The 18,884-nt window shown below is 66.5% G+C and carries 15 protein-coding genes and 1 rRNA gene; 2 read left to right on the forward strand and 14 right to left on the reverse strand.

The window, feature by feature from the left end; translation table 11 throughout:
* The first annotated feature begins 71 nt into the window (after positions 1 to 71).
* Positions 72 to 1,934, forward strand: a complete 1,863-nt coding sequence (locus tag ABD024_RS14950; RefSeq protein ID WP_343854322.1) for a sulfotransferase — start codon at positions 72 to 74, stop codon at positions 1,932 to 1,934.
* Between the two features lie 91 nt (positions 1,935 to 2,025).
* Here ABD024_RS14950 and ABD024_RS14955 read toward each other — a convergent pair whose 3' ends face one another.
* The 12 genes from ABD024_RS14955 to ABD024_RS15010 form a co-directional block, all read right to left on the reverse strand.
* A complete protein-coding gene (locus tag ABD024_RS14955) occupies positions 2,026 to 4,272 on the reverse strand; it encodes a carboxy terminal-processing peptidase (RefSeq protein ID WP_343854324.1) in 2,247 nt (748 codons plus the stop codon).
* 8 nt (positions 4,273 to 4,280) lie between these two features.
* The gene (gene lipA / locus ABD024_RS14960; protein ID WP_425543153.1) at positions 4,281 to 5,291 is read right to left on the reverse strand and encodes a lipoyl synthase; all 1,011 of its coding nucleotides are present in this window, start codon (positions 5,289 to 5,291) and stop codon (positions 4,281 to 4,283) included.
* Between the two features lie 9 nt (positions 5,292 to 5,300).
* The gene (lipB, locus tag ABD024_RS14965) at positions 5,301 to 5,957 is read right to left on the reverse strand and encodes a lipoyl(octanoyl) transferase LipB (RefSeq protein ID WP_425543154.1); all 657 of its coding nucleotides are present in this window, start codon (positions 5,955 to 5,957) and stop codon (positions 5,301 to 5,303) included.
* Positions 5,958 to 6,128: 171 nt separating this feature from the next.
* Positions 6,129 to 6,419: a DUF493 family protein gene (locus ABD024_RS14970; protein WP_343854328.1), complete on the reverse strand. Its 291-nt coding sequence runs from the start codon at positions 6,417 to 6,419 to the stop codon at positions 6,129 to 6,131.
* Complete coding sequence (locus ABD024_RS14975; RefSeq protein ID WP_343854330.1) at positions 6,419 to 7,669, reverse strand: D-alanyl-D-alanine carboxypeptidase family protein; 1,251 nt, start codon at positions 7,667 to 7,669, stop codon at positions 6,419 to 6,421. The genes ABD024_RS14970 and ABD024_RS14975 overlap by 1 nt, the downstream gene beginning before the upstream one ends.
* A 76-nt stretch (positions 7,670 to 7,745) precedes the next feature.
* Positions 7,746 to 8,651: a septal ring lytic transglycosylase RlpA family protein gene (locus ABD024_RS14980; RefSeq protein WP_343854332.1), complete on the reverse strand. Its 906-nt coding sequence runs from the start codon at positions 8,649 to 8,651 to the stop codon at positions 7,746 to 7,748.
* Positions 8,648 to 9,658: a lytic murein transglycosylase B gene (gene mltB, locus ABD024_RS14985; RefSeq protein WP_343854334.1), complete on the reverse strand. Its 1,011-nt coding sequence runs from the start codon at positions 9,656 to 9,658 to the stop codon at positions 8,648 to 8,650. Before mltB ends, ABD024_RS14980 begins: the two co-directional genes overlap by 4 nt.
* Before the next feature lie 96 nt (positions 9,659 to 9,754).
* Positions 9,755 to 10,870, reverse strand: a complete 1,116-nt coding sequence (gene rodA / locus ABD024_RS14990) for a rod shape-determining protein RodA (protein WP_343854336.1) — start codon at positions 10,868 to 10,870, stop codon at positions 9,755 to 9,757.
* The gene (mrdA, locus tag ABD024_RS14995) at positions 10,867 to 12,861 is read right to left on the reverse strand and encodes a penicillin-binding protein 2 (protein WP_343854338.1); all 1,995 of its coding nucleotides are present in this window, start codon (positions 12,859 to 12,861) and stop codon (positions 10,867 to 10,869) included. The genes rodA and mrdA overlap by 4 nt, the downstream gene beginning before the upstream one ends.
* 15 nt (positions 12,862 to 12,876) lie before the next feature.
* Complete coding sequence (mreD, locus tag ABD024_RS15000; protein ID WP_343854341.1) at positions 12,877 to 13,362, reverse strand: rod shape-determining protein MreD; 486 nt, start codon at positions 13,360 to 13,362, stop codon at positions 12,877 to 12,879.
* Positions 13,359 to 14,306, reverse strand: coding sequence for a rod shape-determining protein MreC (gene mreC / locus ABD024_RS15005; RefSeq protein ID WP_343854345.1), 948 nt, complete (start codon positions 14,304 to 14,306; stop codon positions 13,359 to 13,361). The genes mreD and mreC overlap by 4 nt, the downstream gene beginning before the upstream one ends.
* 9 nt (positions 14,307 to 14,315) lie before the next feature.
* Positions 14,316 to 15,362: a rod shape-determining protein gene (locus ABD024_RS15010; RefSeq protein ID WP_343854349.1), complete on the reverse strand. Its 1,047-nt coding sequence runs from the start codon at positions 15,360 to 15,362 to the stop codon at positions 14,316 to 14,318.
* Positions 15,363 to 15,639: 277 nt separating this feature from the next.
* Between ABD024_RS15010 and ABD024_RS15015 the strand changes: the two genes are divergently transcribed.
* Positions 15,640 to 16,575, forward strand: coding sequence for a carbohydrate kinase family protein (locus tag ABD024_RS15015; protein WP_343854351.1), 936 nt, complete (start codon positions 15,640 to 15,642; stop codon positions 16,573 to 16,575).
* 59 nt (positions 16,576 to 16,634) lie between these two features.
* Here the strand turns inward: ABD024_RS15015 and glpK are convergent, their stop codons facing one another.
* A complete protein-coding gene (glpK, locus tag ABD024_RS15020; RefSeq protein WP_343854353.1) occupies positions 16,635 to 18,134 on the reverse strand; it encodes a glycerol kinase GlpK in 1,500 nt (499 codons plus the stop codon).
* 474 nt (positions 18,135 to 18,608) lie between these two features.
* Positions 18,609 to 18,722 (reverse strand): 5S ribosomal RNA (gene rrf / locus ABD024_RS15025).
* Positions 18,723 to 18,884 lie beyond the last annotated feature (162 nt).

Here is an 18,884-nt window from a genome sequence, read left to right on the forward strand (position 1 = left end):
GCAAGAGGGCCGCGAACACGTTCGCGGCCCTCTTGCATAATGGGGATCGGAAAACGATTGATGGAGAAGCCATGTCCACTTCGATCACGGATCTGGCCAAAGCCATGGCCGGCGCCTGGAACGCCGGCGAGACGGAGCGCGTCATCGCCCTCGCCGGGCAGGCCACGCCGGCCGACGAGGAAGACGAAGGCGTGCAGGTGCTGCTTGGCCTGGCGCAGCAGGCCACCGGTCGTCACCGGCAGGCCGCGGCGACGTTCCGCCGGCTGGCGCAGATGCGGCCGGGCGTTTCAGCCTATTGGAACAACCTGGCGGTCGCCTGTCGGCAGGCGGGCGACTTGCCTGCCGCCGAGCAGGCCCTGCTGACCGCGCTGGCGCTGGCGCCGGACGATGCCGAGGTGCACTACAACCTCGGCTTGCTCTACACGCAGCAACAGCGCTGGATACTGGCCAGGCAGACCCTGCTGGATGCGGTGGCGCTGGACCCGCACTTCATCGAAGCCCGGCTGCAGGCTGCCTACGCCTGTTATGTCTGCGGCGACAACACCCAGCAGGAGGCGATGCTGGGCGGGGCCAGCGACTGGCCGGCGCAACCGGCCGAGCAAGCCCTGGTGCTGTCCGCCATGCTGTCTGTCCAGGGCAATCTGGATGCAGCGCTGCACACGCTGGCGCACGCGCAGTTGCCCGACGAACCGGCGGCCGGCGTCATGCGTCTGCGCATCGCCGCGCAACGCGTCTTGCTGTTCGAAAGAAACAACCGGATCGACGCAGCGCAAGACGAACTGCGGCGCTTGCCGCCGGACGTACTCGACGCCCTGCCGGCGGATGCGCAGCGTGCGCGCGCCGACGGCTGGCGCGCGCACGCCGCACTGGCGATGCGCAGGGGCGCCTATGCCGAGGCCGATGCACTGTACCGGCGTGTGCTCGCCTGCGCCGGCGACGACGAAAGCCAGGCCAGCGCGGCTTTCGGCCTGGCTTCCGCGCTTGACCGGCAAGGGCTGTATCCCGAGGCGTGGCAAGCCCTGCAGAAGGCGCACGCCACACAACTCGAGATCGCCCGGAACGTGGTGCCGGAACTGCTGGCCACAGACAGTCAACCGCTGCAGGTGACCAGCGGCAGCGTCGAGCAGGCTGCCCGTGCCGACTGGAAACCGCTGTCCTCGCCTGGCAGCCGACAGAGCCCGGTCTTCGTGGTCGGCTTTCCCCGTTCCGGCACCACCTTGCTGGAACAGATGCTCGATGCCCACCCGGACTTCCAGTCCATGGACGAGCGCGCCTACATCCATGACCTGATCGAAGGCATGGAGCTGGTCGGCCAGCGGTATCCCGCGGATCTGGCGAGCCTGACGCAGCAGGACGCCGATCAGCTGCGCAGTGTCTATCGGCGCATGGTCGGCGAGGTGCTGCCCGAGCTCGGCGAGCGTCGCCTGGTGGACAAGAATCCGCTCAACATGCTGTGCCTGCCGATGATCATGCGGTTGTTTCCGAACGCGCGCATCATCCTGTGCCTGCGCCACCCCTGTGACGTGCTGCTCAGCTGCAGCATGCAACCGTTCCGTTCGCCGGCCTTCATGGTGCTGTGTTCGTCGCTGCAACGCCTGGCACGGGGCTACGCGAAGGCCTTCGAGCAGTGGCACCGCGACGTCGAGAGGTTTGCGCCGCACGTGCTGGAGTGGCGCTACGAATCCGTGGTCAGCCAGTTCGACGACCAGGTCGCGCGCCTGGGGCCATTTCTCGAAATCGCCGACACGTCACCCATGACACGCTTCGCCGAGCACGCCCGGCACAAGCGGTTCATCAGCACACCCAGCTACGCGCAGGTCACCGAGGGCGTTCACCGCAAGGCGGTCGGTCGCTGGCAGAACTATCGCGAGCAGTTCGTGCCCGTGCTGCCGGTGCTGCAGCCGTGGATCGACCGCCTCGGCTACACCGTGTGAGAGACCGTTTCACGGTCTCCATGCATCCCGTGCCGGAAACGAAGAAGGCAGCGCTGTGCGCTGCCTTCTTCGTCGTGCGGGAACCGGCCACTCAGTGCGTGGCGCTGCTCGTTGCCGGCGCCGGCGTCGAAACGCTGGCGATAGAGTTGGGCGAGAACTTGCCGCCATAGGGCAACACTTCGCCGGCCAGCTTCGGGTCGGCCTTGATCATGCCGATCGCGTCGAACAGGATGTGCGCGGTTTCGTTGAGCTGCACGTCCTTGGCCTTCTTCGCGTCCTTCTCCTGCTTGAGCTCGCTTTTCAGGCTGCGCTCGTTCGCGTTGAGGCCGTCATCAAGGCTGCTCGCCTCGTCGGCGAGCGAGGCATCGGTGCCATCGATCGCCTTGTGCCGCGCGCGGAAATCGGCCTGGATCGCCTCCAGCTGCTTGCGCTCGACCTCGCGCGTGGCGAAGTTCAGCGAGATCGCGGTCTTTGCGCGCATCGTGCGGTACTGCGCCAGCTCATCCAGCATCAGCTTCCACGCCGGCGACTGCGCCACGCGCCCGGCATGCTTCTGCTGCAGCTGCGGCAGGTAGGCGTTGAGATTCGCCACCACCTGGTAGTCGGCCGGCGCAATCTGGGTCCACTTCAGCGCGTTGTCGTAGGTCGACTCGCCGAAGTCCTTGTCGTCGCCGTTCTTCGGGAACGCGATGTCCGGCGTCACGCCCTTCAGCTGGGTGGAGCCGCCGTTGATGCGGAAGAATTCCTGGATGGTCATCTTCAGCTCGCCCAGCTGCGGCTTCTCGCTGTCGCTCTGCGAGAAGCGGTCCAGGTCGACCAGGTTCTGCACGGTACCCTTGCCGAAGGTCGGCTCGCCGATCACCAGGCCGCGGTGGTAGTCCTGGATCGCCGCCGAGAAAATCTCCGACGCCGACGCCGTGCCGCGGTTAACCAGCACCGCCAGCGGGCCGCTCCAGGCCATGCCCGGATCGTCGTCGCCCTGCTCCTCGACTTGGCCCTTGGAGTCGCGCACCTGCACCACCGGGCCCTTGTCGATGAACAGGCCGGTCAGCGAATTGGCCTCGGCCAGCGAACCGCCGCCGTTGTTGCGCAGGTCCATCACCACGCCCTGCACGCCCTCATGCTTCAGTTCGCCGAGCAGCCGGGCGACGTCGCGGGTGGCGCTCTTGAAATCCTTGTCGCCGGCGCTGCGCGCGCCGAAGTCAGAATAGAACGTGGGCAGCTCGATCACGCCGATCTTGCGGGTGACTTCGCCGTCCTTGATCTCGACGACCTTCTTCTTCGCCGCCTGCTCCTCGATGCTGACCTTCTTGCGCACCAGGGTGACCATTTCGTGCTTGCCGTCCACGCCGACGTCCGCGGGAATGACCTCCAGCCGCACGGTGGTGTCCTTCTTGCCGCGGATCAGGTTGACCACGTCGTCCAGGCGCCAGCCGATCACGTCGACGATCGGACCGTTGTCACCCTGGCCGACACCGACGATGCGATCGCCGACCTGGATCTTGCCGGACTTGTTGGCCGGGCCAGCCGGCACCAGCTCGCGCACCTGGGTGTAGTCGTCGCGCGGCTGCAGCACCGCACCGATGCCTTCCAGCGACAGCTTCATCGAGATGTCGAAGTTCTCCGCCGCGCGCGGGCCGAGGTAATCGGTGTGCGGGTCGGTGGTCTCGGCGTAGGCGGTCATGAAGGTCTGGAACGCGTCCTGGCCGTCGAGCTGCCTGACCCGCTCGATGTAGCCGGCGTAGCGCTTGTCCAGCGTCTTGCGGATCTCGGCATCGCCCTTGCCGGCCAGCTTCAGGCGCAGCCAGTCGTTCATCGTGCGCTTGCGCCACAGTTCGTCCAGCGCGGCCTGGTCCTTCGGCCAGTCGGCGTGCTCACGGTCGAACGTGTAGCTCTCGTCGGCGGAGAAGTCGAAGCCCTGCTTGAGCAAGTTGCGCGCGTAGCTCATGCGCTCGACCGCACGCTGCACGTACAGGTTGAACACTGCGAACGGTGCGGACAGGTCCTGGTTCCAGATCGCGTCGTCGAGCTGGCTCTTCAGCGGCGCGAACTTCGCCATGTCGGCCTGGGTGAAGAACACCTTCTCGCTGTCCAGCAGCTTGAAGTAGGCGGTGTAGATGCGCGCCGACATCGCGTCGTCGAGCGGCTGCGCGTCGTAATGGAAGCGGGTCAGGAAGCGCGCCGACAACTGCGCGGCCTGCGCCTCCTCGGGGGTGGACGTGAGCGGCCAGGTGGCTGCCTTGCGCGGCTTGCCGGCGCCGAGATCGGCCGCCGACTGCGCAAACGCACAGGTCGCGGTGAGGGCTAGCAGCAGGAACAGCGCGGGACGGAATTTCATGGAGGTTCTCAGGCTGACTCGGTGACACCGGCTGCATGGGCCTGCAGGTCGGCGTGATAGGACGAACGCACCAGCGGACCGGAGGCGACGTGGTGGAAACCCATCGCCTCACCGGCTTCGCGCAGCGCCTCGAATTCTTCGGGGGTCCAGTAGCGCACCACCGGATGATGGTGCGGCGTGGGCTGCAGGTACTGGCCGATGGTGATCATCTCGACGTCATGAGTGCGTAGATCGCGCATCGTTTCGAGCACCTGCTCCATCGTTTCGCCCAGACCCAGCATGATGCCGGACTTGGTCGGCACGTCCGGGTGCTGCGCCTTGAAGCGCTTGAGCAAATCCAGCGACCACTGGTAGTCGGCGCCCGGACGCACTTCGCGGTACAGGTGCGGCACGGTTTCCAGGTTGTGGTTGAACACGTCCGGCGGAAAGTCCTTCAGCACCTCCAGCGCGCGCTCCATGCGGCCCTTGCCGCGGAAATCCGGGGTGAGGATCTCGATGCGGATGTTCGGGCTGGCGTGGCGGGTGGCGCGGATGCAGGCGGCGAAGTGTTCGGCGCCGCCGTCGCGCAGGTCGTCGCGATCGACCGAGGTGATCACCACGTACTTCAGGCGCATGTCGTGGATCGTCTCGGCCAGCCGCGCCGGTTCCAGCGGATCGGGCGCCACCGGGCGGCCATGCGCCACGTCGCAGAACGAACAGCGGCGGGTGCATACCTCGCCGAGGATCATGAAGGTGGCGGTGCCCTTGCTGAAGCACTCGTGGATGTTCGGGCAGGAGGCTTCCTCGCACACCGTGACCAGCGAGTTCTCGCGCAGACGCGCCTTCAGCTGCTGCACGGCGTTGCCCTGCGGCAGGCGCACGCGGATCCACGACGGCTTGCGCAGGGTCGGCACGCTGGTGTCGAATCCGGCGCGGTTCAGCGCGATCTTGTCGTTGCCAACCTGCTTTTCACCCGCAGGCGCACCGCTGACGACGGTGATCGGGATGACCTTGGCGGAAGATGTGGAAATTTCGCTCATGTAGACAGCTCAGACCGCTGCGCGAGCGGGGAGTTCGGGTAAAACGGGGGCAGCGGGCTCGGCGACGAAACCGAACTGGCGGCAGAACTCCTCCACCAGCACGTCCTCGACCGTGGCCAACTGCGACGGACCGCCCAAGTCTAGCAGCTGCGTGACCGCCAAACCCTTGTAACCGCAGGGGTTGATGCGGTGAAACGGCTCCAGGTCCATGGCCACGTTGAAGGCCAGCCCGTGGAAGCTGCAGCCGCGGCGCACACGCAACCCGAGCGCGGCGATCTTGGCGTCGGCCACGTAGACGCCGGGCGCGCCTTCACGCCGTACGGCGACCACGTTCCAGTGCGCCAGCGTATCGATCAGCGACTGCTCGATCCGGCGGACCAGTTCGCGCACGCCGACGCCGACCCGGCGCAGGTCGATCAGCGGATAGCCGACGATCTGGCCGGGACCGTGGTAGGTCACCTGGCCGCCGCGGTCGACCGGTATCACTGGAATATCGCCCGGCGCCAGCACGTGTTCCATCTTGCCGGCCTGGCCCAGGGTGAACACCGGGTCGTGTTCCAGCAGCCACAGCTCGTCCGGCGTGTCGACGGTGCGGTTGTCGGTGAACGCGCTCATCGCCTTCCAGGTGACCGCGTATGGCTGGCGACCGAGGCGGCGGATTTTCAACGGGAGGGATCCGGGATCCGGGATTCGGGATTCGTTGTTCACGGGCGATCTAGCGGTGTTTCCTGAAAGTGATGGCGACGCACTTGACGATGGAGTCGGACCCCCGCTTTTGCAAATCCCGGCTTTCAACAGACGAATGTCCGGTCATCTCCAATTCCGAATCCCGGCAACTCAAAGCGTGTAACGGATATCCGGATCGACGCGCAGTGCCTGGTGCGCCGCTTCGTATTGCTCCCGACTGTCGCAGCGGAAACTCACGGTGACCGAGACGAAGTTGCCGGCGCCGGAGTGACGGTGCCGCACGGTCTCGTGCAGCACGTGCAGGCCGGCGCGTTCCAATAGTTGCGGCACGTGGCTCGGCAGGTTTGCGCTGGCGCTGCCGACCGCGGTGATCTCGAACTCGCCGGGGAACTGGAAGCCCTTGCCTTCCTGCTTCGCCTTGCCGAAGTCGATCGGTTGCATTACTTCGCATCCGCACTCTTGGCCGGCGCACCCGCGTCAGCCTTCTTGTCGCTGTGGAACCACAGCAGGATGCTGTCCCACAGGCGCGAGAAGAAGCCGCCTTGCGGCGCATCGGCCAGTACCACCAGCGGCACGCTCTGCACCGGCTTGCCATCCAGGGTGATGCGCAGCATGCCGATCTGCTGGCCCTTGGTGAACGGCGCAATCAGCGTGGCGGGAATGTCCATGGTCGCCTTGAGCTGGTCGTACTGGCCACGCTTCACGGTGACCAGCACGTTGTCGGTAACGCCCAGCGACAACTGGTTCGCCGCGCCCTTCCACAGCTTCGGCGTGGCCAGCGGCTTGCTGGCGTCGTACAGCTTGTGCGTCTCGTAGAAGCGGAAGCCGTAGCTGAGCAGGGCCATCGCCGAATCGGCGCGCGCCTTCTCGCTGCTGGCGCCCATCACGATCGCGATCATGCGCGACTCGCCCTGCTTCGCCGAGGCGGCCAGGCAGTAACCGGCGCCGGAGGTGTGGCCGGTCTTGATGCCGTCCACGCTGGGGTCGCGCCACAGCAAGGTGTTGCGGTTGTGCTGCTTGATCCCGTTCCATTCGAACTCCTTCACGGCGGAGATCGCGTAGTCCTCGGGGAAGTCATGGATCAGCGCGCGCGACAGGATCGCGATGTCGTGCGCGGTGGTGTAGTGGTTCTCGATCGGGTAGCCGGAGGCGTTCTGGAAGTTCGAGTTGACCATGCCCAGCTGCTTGGCGTAGGCGTTCATCAGCCCGGCGAACGCCTGCTCGGAACCGGCGGTGTGCTCGGCCAGCGCGATCGCCGCGTCGTTGCCGGACTGGATGATCATGCCGTACAGCAGGTCCTTCAGCGGCACCTGGCTGTTGAGCTTGAGGAAGCTGGTGGAGCCGTCGGTGCCGGCACCGCCGCCGCGCCAGGCGTTCTCGCTGATGGTCACCGGATCGGTCATGTGCACCTTGCCGTTGGCCACCTCGGCCGAGACCACGTAGTCGGTCATCACCTTGGTGATCGACGCCGGCTCCACGCGCAGGTCGGGGTCCTTGCTGGCGAGGATCTGGCCGGTGGCGTAGTCCATCAGCACCCAGCTCTTGCCGTCGACATCCGGCGGCGGCGGCACCGGCGCGTCCGGCACCACCGGACGCGGTACCGGCGACGGGCGCGGTGGCGTCTGGGCAACGGCAACGCCGACCAGCAGGACGGCAGCGAACGGGATCAGGGTGCGGCGGAAAAAATTCATCGTGTTGTTCAGTCCGGTTTCTGGATATCGGCGTGACAGGTGCCGACGTGATGGGAAAAAGCTGCGCAAATCCTGCTCAGTCTACCGCGACCTGGGGCCGCGGCAGACCCATGCCCTCGATCCGGGCAGTGACCTGGTCGGCGCGATCCACGCTGGCCAGCGGCCCGACCCGCACGCGGCGAACCTGCTGGCCGTTGATCACCGCAGCGCTCACCTGCACCGCGCCGAGGTTGGCCTGGCGCAGGCGCTGGGCCAGCCGGTCGGCGTTGTCCGCGTCGGCAAACGCGCCCACCTGCAGATAGATTCCCGGGTGCCCGCTTCTGACCACGGTCGGCGGCGGCAGTTCCTGCAGTGGCTGCCCGGGGTCGATCCCGCGCACCTCGACCAGGCCGGTGCCCTTGGGATAAACGCCGATCTTCACCGCCGCGGCGTAGGACAGGTCGATCAGCCGGTTGTCGTGAAACGGGCCGCGGTCGTTGACCCGCACGATCACGCTCTTGCCGGTCTCCAGGTTGGTGACGCGCGCATAGCTGGGCAGCGGCAGCGTGGTGCTGGCCGCGCTGAACGCGTACATGTCGTAGGTCTCCAGGCTGGAAGTCTTGTAGCCGTGGAACTTGTTGCCGTAGAACGAGGCGATGCCGCGTTCGTCGTAGCCGCGTGCGCTGGGGAGCACGCGATAGGTCTGCCCGCGCACGGTATAGGGCGATTTGTTGCCGTACAGCGAGCGCGGCTCCGCCTTCGGCACCGGTTCGACCAGCTTGCTGACATCGAGCGGCGGCGGCACGCTGTCTTCGCCATCGCGATAGCGGCTGCCCTGCGGCTTGCTGATGTCGTCACGAAAACCGTCGCCGCTGCCGGCGGAGGCCGGGCCCCGCGCGTGATCCTGCCGACTGCCGCCATGCGAGGGCTTCGTCTTGTGGCTGCCGCAGCCGGTCAGCAACAGGACCGTCGTCAGCACTGCCGCCGCGCACACCGCCCTCATCGTGCAACTTCCGCCTGGCCCACGCCGGTGGCGATCGCCTGCGCCAGCTGGTCGACCGCCATCGCGTACAGCGGGCTGCGGTTGTAGCGGGTGATCACGTAGAAATTCTGGAAGGTGAACCAGTACTCCGCTCCGTGCGGCCCTTCCAGCGTCTGCAGGCTGGTCGGTTCGGCCGGCGACAACGGCTGCAACGGCGCGTAACCCCAGGCCTCGAACTGCTCCAGCGGCCACTGCGGCTTGGCGTCCTTCACCGCAACCGGCTTGGCCGCCCCGTCCGGCTGCGCCCGCGCCGCCACCGGGCCGCCACTGACCCAGCCGTGCTGCACGAAGTAGTTCGCCACGCTGGCGAAGATGTCCGGCAGCGAGTTCTGCAGATCGATGTGGCCGTCGTGATCAGCGTCCACCGCGAAATCACGGATGCTGGTCGGCATGAACTGGCCCCAGCCCTGAGCGCCGGCGTACGAGCCGGTGAGCGTACCGATCGGCCCGGCCAGGTGGTTGTCCGGCATGCTCAGCAATTCCTTCAGCTGCTCGCGGAAGAACTTCGCCCGCGGCGGGTAGTACAGGCCCAGCGTGACCAGCGCGTCGAGCACTTTGTACTTGCCGGTGTTGCGGCCGTAGCTGGTCTCCACGCCGACGATCGCCACGATGTATTGCGGTGCCACGCCGTACTGCTTGCCGATCTGCTCCAGCAGCGCGCGGTGCTCGCGATAGAACGCGACGCCGTTGTCGATGCGCTGGTCGGTCAGGAAGATCGGCCGGTAATCCTTCCACGGCTTCGCCTCGGCCGGGCGGCTGATCGCATCGAGAATGCTCTGCTGCATCTTCGCGCCGTCGAGCAGCGCGTTCAGCGCCTGCGGGCTCTTGCCGGTCTCGCGTGCCACCTCGCGAACCAGCTCGGCCTGACCAGGGTGCGTCGTCGCCAGGGCCGGGGTCAGTGCGCCCATCCCCAGCAGGCCGAGGATGGCGAGGAAACGGGCCAGGTGCGGCGCAGACGTGGCTGTCATGTTGTGGCTTCACTCACAGAAATAGCGATGTCATCGAAAGCCTAACACGCACGTGAGCGCAACTTCGGGCGCCACGATGCCATGCGCCGACCATGTTCAGATGTGCATCTTGCGATTGGCGTGGATCGACATCAGCACACCGAAACCCGTCAGCAGCGACACCGCCGACGTGCCGCCGTAACTGATCAGCGGCAGCGGCACGCCGACCACCGGCAGCATGCCGGCGACCATGCCGCCGTTGACGAACACGTAGACGAAGAAGCTCATGCCGATCGCGCCGGCGAGCAGGCGCGAATAGGTATCGCGCGCCTCCATCGCGATCCACAGGCAGCGGCCGATGATGAACGCGTACAGCGCGATCAGCGCGGCCACGCCGACCAGGCCGAACTCTTCGGAGAACACCGCGAAGATGAAGTCGGTGGTGTGCTCGGGCAGGAAGTCCAGCCGCGACTGCGTGCTGTGCAGCCAGCCCTTGCCGAAGATGCCACCGGAGCCCACCGCGATCTGCGACTGGATGATGTGCCAGCCGTTGCCGAGCGGATCGGACTCGGGATTGAGCAGGGTCAGCACGCGGTCGCGCTGGTACTGGTGCAGGAACTGCCAGCCGACCGGGACCATGCCGCCGACCGCGCCGACCAGCAGGCCGATGCGCCACCATGCCATCCCGGACAGGAACAGCGCGAACGCACCGGCCGCGGCCACCAGCACGGCCGTGCCCAGGTCGGGTTGCTCGGCGATCAGCCCGACCGGGATCGCGATCAGCAGGCCGACCATCGCGATGTCCTTCCAGCCCGGCGGCAATTGGCGCGGATGCAGGTACCAGGCCACCATCATCGGCATGGTCAGCTTGAGCAATTCGGACGGCTGGAAGCGCATCACGCCCAGGTCCAGCCAGCGGATCGAACCGCGTCCCTCGCCCAGAATCGCCACCACCACCAGCAGCGCGGTGCTGCCGGCGTACAGCCAGGGCGTCCAGCCGCGCAGCACCGCCGGCGGGATGCGCGATACCAGCAGCAGCAACGCGCCGCCCAGCACGAAGCGGCCGGCTTGGCCGCCGACCAGGGCCAGGCTGCCGTCGCCCGCGCTGTACAGGGTGGCCAGTCCGGTCAACGCCAGCAGGAACAGGCCGAACGCCAGCGGCAGGTCGATCCGCGGCCGGGTAAGGATGCGGCGCAGGAAGCGGCGCGCGCGCGCGTACAGCGCTTCGATCATGGCGTGCCTCCCGTCGTGGTGGCCGGCGCCGGCAAATCCTCGACCGGCTCGACGTCTTCCACTCCGGTATCGGGCGGGATGCTCGCGGCCGGCGGCAACGGCGCGGCCGACACCGGCAGGCGCTTCGCGTCGGGGATCACGCCGTCGTGCCCGGCCAGCCAGGTATCGAGGATCGTGCGCACGATCGGTCCGGCCGCCGAGGCGCCCCAGGCGCCGGATTCCAGGATCGCCGCTACCGCGATCTGCGGGTTGTCCGCCGGGGCGTAGGCAACGAACCAGGCGCGATGGCGGGTGGCCAGGTACTCCGCACTGCGGTTCGTCTCGTAGGCCTCGGAGCGGCGCGAGAAGCGCTCGGCGGTGCCGCTCTTGCCGGCCATCAGGTAAGGAAACCCGACGCCGAGTTTGCGGCCGGTACCCTTGGCACCGTAGATCACCTGCTGCATGCCCTGATTCACTGCATCCCAGTCGGCCGGCTTGCGGATCACCGACGGTCCGCTGGGTGGATTGGCCAGCGGTTGCGGCTTCGCGTTGACGGCGCCCTGGGTCGCCATCACCAGGCGCGGCGCATACGGGATGCCGTGGCCGGCGAAGGTGGCGATCGCATGGCTCAGCTGCAGCGGCGTCACCGCCCAGAAGCCCTGGCCGATGCCGGCGATCACCGTCTCGCCCGGGTACCACGGCTGCTTGTAGTTCGCCGCCTTCCACTCGCGCGAAGGCAGCACGCCGGACGACTCGCCGATCAGGTCGACCCCGGTCGGCCGGCCGAAACCAAACTTGCCCATGTACTCGCTGAACCGGTCGATGCCCATGTCCAGCGCGAGCTTGTAGAAATAGGTATTCACCGACTGCTCGATCGCACCGACCAGATCGACCCGCCCCACGCCGCCGCGCTGGTCGTCGCGATAGCCGCGCTGCTGACCTGGAATGTAGAACACGCCGGTGGAAACCACGGTGTCCTGCGGCGTGCGCATGCCGGTCTCCAGCCCGGCCAGGCCGACCAACGGCTTCACCGTGGAACCGGGCGGATACACCCCGCGCAACGCACGGTTGTACAACGGCTTGTCGGGATCGTTGGTCAACGTGCCGTAGTCGACCTGGCTGATGCCGTTGACGAACAGGTTGGGATCGAACGTGGGCACGCTGACCATCGCCAGCACCTGGCCGTTGCGCGGATCGATCGCCACCGCCGCACCGGGACGGCCGTCGAACGCCACTTCGGCGGCCTTCTGCAGGCGCACGTCGAGGCTCAGATACAAGTTCTTGCCCGGCGTCGGCGCATGCGTTTCCAGCACACGCTGGGTGCGCCCGTCGGCATTCACCTCCAGCAGTTCGTAGCCCGGCGTGCCATGCAGGATGTTTTCATAGGAGCGCTCGAGACCGCTGCGGCCGACGTGGCTGGTGCCCTGGTAGCGCTTGGGATCGAGCCGTTCCAGGTCGTCCGCATCGACACGCCCGACGTAGCCCACCACGTGCGCGAACATCCCGCCCAGCGGGTAGCGCCGGGTCAGGTAGGGCACCACGTCCACGCCGGGAAAGCGCCAGCGGTTCACCGCGAAGCGCGCGATCTCGTCCTCGGTCAGATGCATCTTCAGCGGCACGCTCTCGAAGCGCCGGCTCTGCTTGAGTTGCTTGCGGAACGCGTCCAGGTCGTCCTGGTCCAGCGGCACCACCTGGCCCAGCTGGGCCAGCAGCGCCGGCATGTCCTTGATCTGCTCGGGCACCACTTCCAGCCGGAACGCCGGCACGTTGTCGGCCAGCAGCACGCCGTTGCGGTCGTAGATCAGCCCGCGTGCCGGCGGGATCGCGCGCGGCTTGACCCGGTTGTTGGTCGAGCGCGTGACGAACTCGTCGTGATGCGTCACCTGCAGGAATACGAAGCGACTGAGCAGCAGGCACAGGCTCAGCACGATCAGCACGAAGCCGGCCAGCGCGCGGCGCCGGAACAGGATGCTTTCGCCGCGGGGGTCCTTGATCGATCGCCGGAGCTTCATGTCACTGGTTCATGCTCATTGAATCCGCAGGCGCGCGCGCAGATCGTCGAGCAGCAGGAACAGGAACGGCCACAGCGCGGCGCCGACGAACGGCGAGATCCACCAGCTCGCCGGCGGCAGCGACGCGCCGGCCAGCACGCGCACGAGCAGCAGCAGGATGCGGTCGTTCAACAGCAGCGCCAACACCGCCAGGGCTTGCTGCCACATCGGGAAGAAACGCAGGCGTGAGCGGAAACGCAAAGCGATGAAGACCAGTGCGCACAGACGCAACGCCTGCTCGCCCAGCACCACGCCATTGAGCAGGTCCGCACACAACCCCACCGCAAACGCCAGTCCCAGGGTGACCCGGTCTTCCGACTCCAACGACCAGTACAGCAGGAACAAGGCTGGCCAGTACGGCTTGAACGGCTCCAGCACGCCGGGCAGCGGCACCAGCATCGACAGCAGCGCGAACACCAGCGTGCCGACGAACCACCACAGGCTCAGACGCTGCTTGTTCATCGCGGCGCTCCGCTGGTCGCCGGCAGGGCGACCGAGGTCGCGCTCGGCGCCAGATCACCGGGCGGCCCCATCGGCGTCACCGGCGCGGGCGGGCCGTCCGGCTCGGCCTGGTCGTGCAATAGCAGCACGTCCTCGCTGCGATCGAGATCCGCCGACGGCCGTGCCATCGCCACCAGGAACATGCCGGTCGCCGCCGGCGCCACCGCGCGTACCTCGCCAACCGGAAAACCCGGCGGGAAGCGCCCACCGAGGCCGGACGTAAGCAGCTTGTCGCCCGTGCGCACATCGGCCGCCAGCGGGATGTTGGGCAGGGCGAGCTGGTCGCCATCGCGCGAGCCGTAAGCCACCGTGCGCAAGCCGGTACGTTCGATCACTACCGGAATCGCGTGCGCCGGATCGGTGATCAGCATCACTACCGAGGTGGTCGGCAGCACCTCTTTCACCTGGCCCATCACGCCATGTGCATCGATCACCGGCTGGCCCGGCCGGACCCCGTCGCGCGCACCCATGTTCAGGGTCATCTGGTAACGGTACGCACCCAGGTCCACGCCGATCACCCGTGCCAACTGCACGTTCAGCTCGAGGCTGTGTTGGGTATCGAGCAATTCCTTCAGACGCTGGTTCTGTTCGGCGACCGCGGCCATCCGGTTCAACTTGGCGTTGGCCAGCAGCAGGTCCTCGCGCAGGCGCTGGTTCTGCTCGGTCAGCCGCTGGCGATCGGCAAACGCCACGCTCATGGTGCGCACGCCCACGGCCGGCAGCCCGGCCAACCGGTACACCGGCTCGACCACGGCTGCCGCCGTGTAGCGCAGGCGCCACAACCAGCCGTTGCGATGGTCGAGCACCATCAGCACCACGGCCAGCGCAAGATAGACGATCAGCCGCAGCGTGCCGGCGGCATTGCCAGCGAACAGCGGCGAGGACTCATCGCGCGTGCGCGCCATGGTCGCGCCTTATTCGGGCGCGAAGAAGTCGCTGCCGTGCTGATCGATCAGCTCCAGCGCCTTGCCGCCACCACGCGCCACGCAGGTCAGCGGGTCGTCGGCCACCTGCACGTGCAGACCGGTCTCCTCGGAGATCAGCCGGTCCAGGTCGCGCAGCAACGCGCCGCCGCCGGTGAGCACGATGCCGCGCTCGGCGACGTCGGAGCATAGTTCCGGCGGGGTCTGCTCCAGCGCCGACTTGACCGCGGCCACGATGCCGGCGAGCGGCTCGTGCAGCGCCTCGAGGATCTCGTTGGAGTTGATCGTGAACATGCGCGGCACGCCCTCGGCCAGGTTGCGCCCGGAGATCTCGATCTCCCTGACTTCGCTCTGCGGGAACGCGCAACCGATCTGCAGCTTGATCCGCTCGGCGGTGGATTCGCCGATCAGGGTGCCGTGGTTGCGCCGCACGTAATTGATGATCGCCTCGTCGAAGCGGTCGCCGCCGACGCGCACCGATTGCGAGTAGACGATGCCGTTGAGCGAGATCACCGCCACTTCGGAGGTGCCGCCGCCGATGTCCAGCACCATCGCACCGCGCGCCTCGTGCACCGGAATGCCGGCGCCGATCGCCGCAGCCATCGGCTCCTCGATCAGGAACACGTCGCGCGCGCCGGCGCCTTCGGCCGATTCCTTGATCGCGCGGCGCTCGACCTGGGTCGAACCACACGGCACGCAGACCAGCACGCGCGGGCTCGGACGCAGGAAGCGCGACTTGTGCACCTGCTTGATGAAGTGCTGCAACATCGCCTCGGTCATGGTGAAGTCGGCGATCACGCCGTCCTTCATCGGCCGCACCGTGGCGATGTTGCCCGGCGTGCGGCCGAGCATGCGCTTGGCGTCGCCGCCCACCGCGGCGATCGTGCGCGGGCCACCGGGGCCACGGTCCTGGCGAATCGCCACCACCGAAGGTTCGTTCAACACGATGCCCTGACCACGCACATAGATCAGCGTGTTGGCGGTGCCGAGGTCGATGGAGATGTCGTTGGAAAAGATCCCGCGAAACTTCTTGAACATGGGTCCGCCGTGGCTCGGCTTGGCTAAAAAGTAAGCTGGCCAGTCTAGTCAGCGTGGCTCGCATGCGCAAGGACAATAACGTTAAGAAACCCTTCTACAACACCACCATAAGTGCATTTCCTGTGCTTCGAAGTGAGCTGGGCGTCAGCGCAAGAAGTCGCCAATTCGGGCAGATGGCGGTACGATTCCAAACTTTGGCCGGAGCCTGTCGGTTCGGCGTTCGGCCGACCGCGGCACTCGCGGCCTTTCCACCTTTGCCCGAGGGCTCCCGCATACCATGTCTGCCGTCATCTGCGGATCACTGGCCTACGACACCATCATGGTGTTCCAGGACCAGTTCAAGAACCACATCCTGCCCGACCAGATGCATATCCTGAATGTGTCGTTCCTGGTGCCGCGGATGCGCCGCGAGTTCGGCGGCTGCGCCGGCAACATCGCCTACAACCTCAAGCTGCTCGGCGGCGACCCGCTGCCGGTGGCCGCCGTGGGCCAGGATTTCGGACCGTACCGCAAGCACATGGAGCAGTGCGGCATCCGGCTCGACTGCGTGCGCGAATTCGACGACCAGTTCACCCCACAGTGCTTCATCACCACCGACCTCGACAACAACCAGATCACCGCCTTCCATCCCGGCGCGATGTCCAGTGCGCAGGAAAACCACGTGCGCGACATCCCGCAGATCGACTTCGCGATCGTCGCGCCCGATGGTCGCGAGGCGATGCTGCAGCACGTCGAGGAGTTCGCCACGCGCGGCGTGCCCTTCATCTTCGATCCGGGCCAGGCGATGCCGTTGTTCAACGGCGACGAGTTCCGCTCGATGATCGGGAAGTCGACCTACGTGATCGTCAACGACTACGAGTCGCAGCTGCTGCAAGCCCGCACCGGCTGGAGCGCCGCCGAGATCGCCGAAAGAGTGACCGCGTACATCGTGACCCAGGGCCCGCGCGGCTCGCTCATACACGTCGGCAGCGATACCCACCACATCCCGCCGGCGCGCGAACGGCAGATCGTGGACCCGACCGGCTGCGGCGACGCTTATCGGGCCGGCCTGATCTTCGGCATCATGCGCGAGGACGACTGGCCCACGATCGGTCGCATGGCTTCGCTGATGGGCGCGCTGAAGGTGGAGCATCCCGGCACGCAGAACCAGCGCTTCAGTTACGCCGAATTCGCCGCGGAGTTCCTCGACCAGTTCGGTTACGCGCTGGATTGATCGGTGCACCAGCGGATGGACCGCGAGGCCCTCGCGTCACCCTGGGAGCCTCGTCTGTATCAGTCGACGCGAAAACCGATGGTCGCATTCACCGCATCCTGCCAGCCGCGATACAAGCGCTCGCGGGTGGCGCCTTCCATGGCAGGCTGAAAGCGCCGCTCCACCTGCCATAGCGTTGCAATCTGTTCGCGGCTTTCCCAGAATCCTACCGCCAGTCCGGCCAGATAGGCCGCTCCCAGCGCGGTGGTCTCGGCCACTCGCGGGCGAAGGACCGGCACGCCCAGCATGTCGCTCTGGAACTGCGCCATGAAATCGTTGGCGATCGCGCCGCCATCGGCGCGCAATTCCTTCAGCGGAATGCCGGCATCCGCCTCCATCGCAGCCAGCACGTCGCGCGACTGATAGGCCATCGACTCGAGCGCAGCGCGCACGACATGCTCCTTGCGGGTCCCACGCGACAGGCCGAACATCGCGCCGCGCACGTCACTGCGCCAATAGGGGGCGCCCAGCCCGACGAAAGCCGGTACCAGATACACGCCTTCGCTCGAATCGACGCTCTCCGCGCATGCCTGTGAATCACTGGCGTGCTGCAGCATCAACAAGCCATCGCGCAACCACTGCACCACCGAGCCGGCAACGAAGATGCTGCCTTCCAGCGCATACTCGACGACACCGTCCAGCTCCCACGCGATCGTGGTCAACAGCCCGTGGCGCGATGGCACCGCCTGGGTTCCGGTATGCATCAGCATGAAGCAACCCGTGCCATAGGTATTCTTGGCCATGCCAGGCTCGAAACAGCCCTGGCCGAACAGCGCCGCCTGCTGGTCGCCGGCCACGCCGCTGATCGGCACCCCGGCCGGCAAACCAGCCAACGCCACGGTACGGCCGTATACCTCGCTGCAGGAATGCACCTGCGGCAACATGCTGCGCGGGATATCCAGCATGCGCAGCAACTCGTCGTCCCACTGACGTGTATGGATGTCGAACAGCAGCGTGCGCGCGGCATTGCTGACGTCGGTGACGTGCAGCTTGCCGCCGGTGAGATTCCAGATCAGCCAGCTGTCGATCGTGCCGAACAGCAGGTCGCCGCGCTCCGCACGGGCGCGAGCACCGGCGACATGATCGAGGATCCAGCGAATCTTGCTGCCGGAAAAGTACGCGTCGATCAGCAGCCCGGTCTTTTTGCGCACCATCGAGGCATAGCCGTCCGCCTCCAGCTTCTCGCAGACCGCCAGGCTCTGCCGCGACTGCCATACGATTGCGTTGTAGACCGGCTGGCCAGTGCGCCGATCCCACACCACGGTGGTTTCGCGCTGGTTGGTGATGCCGATGCCGACCAATGCATTGGCATCGACTTGTGCCGCGGCCAGCACCTCGGTGACCGTCGCCAGCACGCTGGCCAGGATATCCTGCGGATCGTGCTCCACCCAGCCCGGTTGCGGAAAAACCTGGCGGAACTCACATTGCGCCGAGCCGGCCACGGCGCCGGCTCGATCAAACAACATCGCGCGCGAGCTGGTGGTGCCCTGATCTATTGCCAATACGTAACCTTGCACCACGACACTTCCCTTCGCACGAACCTGTCGACAAAGAGTAGCAACAGGCCGTGCAAGCGGCGATCGTCGTGCATCACCCCGTTCGCGTTCGCGGCTCCATATCAAACGCGACCAGAGCAAAGGCCCCCGTTACCGGTGAGGGTGTTCGGGGATGAAGTTCGTGGCGGTGATCTGTTGCAGCCTGCGATCCGGCATCGCGTCCGCAACGACTGGCGCCACAAGGACGAAGGCCCCCGCGGATGGGGAGGCCTTCTTTGGGAAAAGCCGGTAGCGGCGACCCGTGGGCGGGTCGCGATCTGCGGTCGCCACAGCGCCCAGCGCCCAAAGAAAAACCCCCACCGTTGCCGGTGAGGGTGTTTCAGGATAAAGCCCCTGGCGGTGACCTGTTGCAGCCAGCGATCGGCGGTCGCCGCGGCAACGACCCACACCATAAAGACGAAGGCCTCCCCGGATGGGGAGGCCTTCTAAGGATAAAGCCCCTGGCGGTGACCTACTCTTGCATGGCAAAGCCACACTACCATCGGCGCATGCGCGTTTCACTTCTGAGTTCGGGATGGGATCAGGTGGTACCACGCCGCTATGGCCGCCAGGGAAGGGGTGGGAGCAGCGCGTAAGCGCCAGCTCCACATAGGGTGTAAACGAGTGACAAGCGTCGAGGTGAATTCGAATCAGACTTGAGTTAAGACACACGAAGCGTCTTGGGGTTATATGGTCAAGCCTCACGGCTCATTAGTATCAGTTAGCTGAACGCAT

The organism is Rhodanobacter soli, assembly GCF_039523495.1.
Lineage (GTDB): Bacteria > Pseudomonadota > Gammaproteobacteria > Xanthomonadales > Rhodanobacteraceae > Rhodanobacter > Rhodanobacter soli.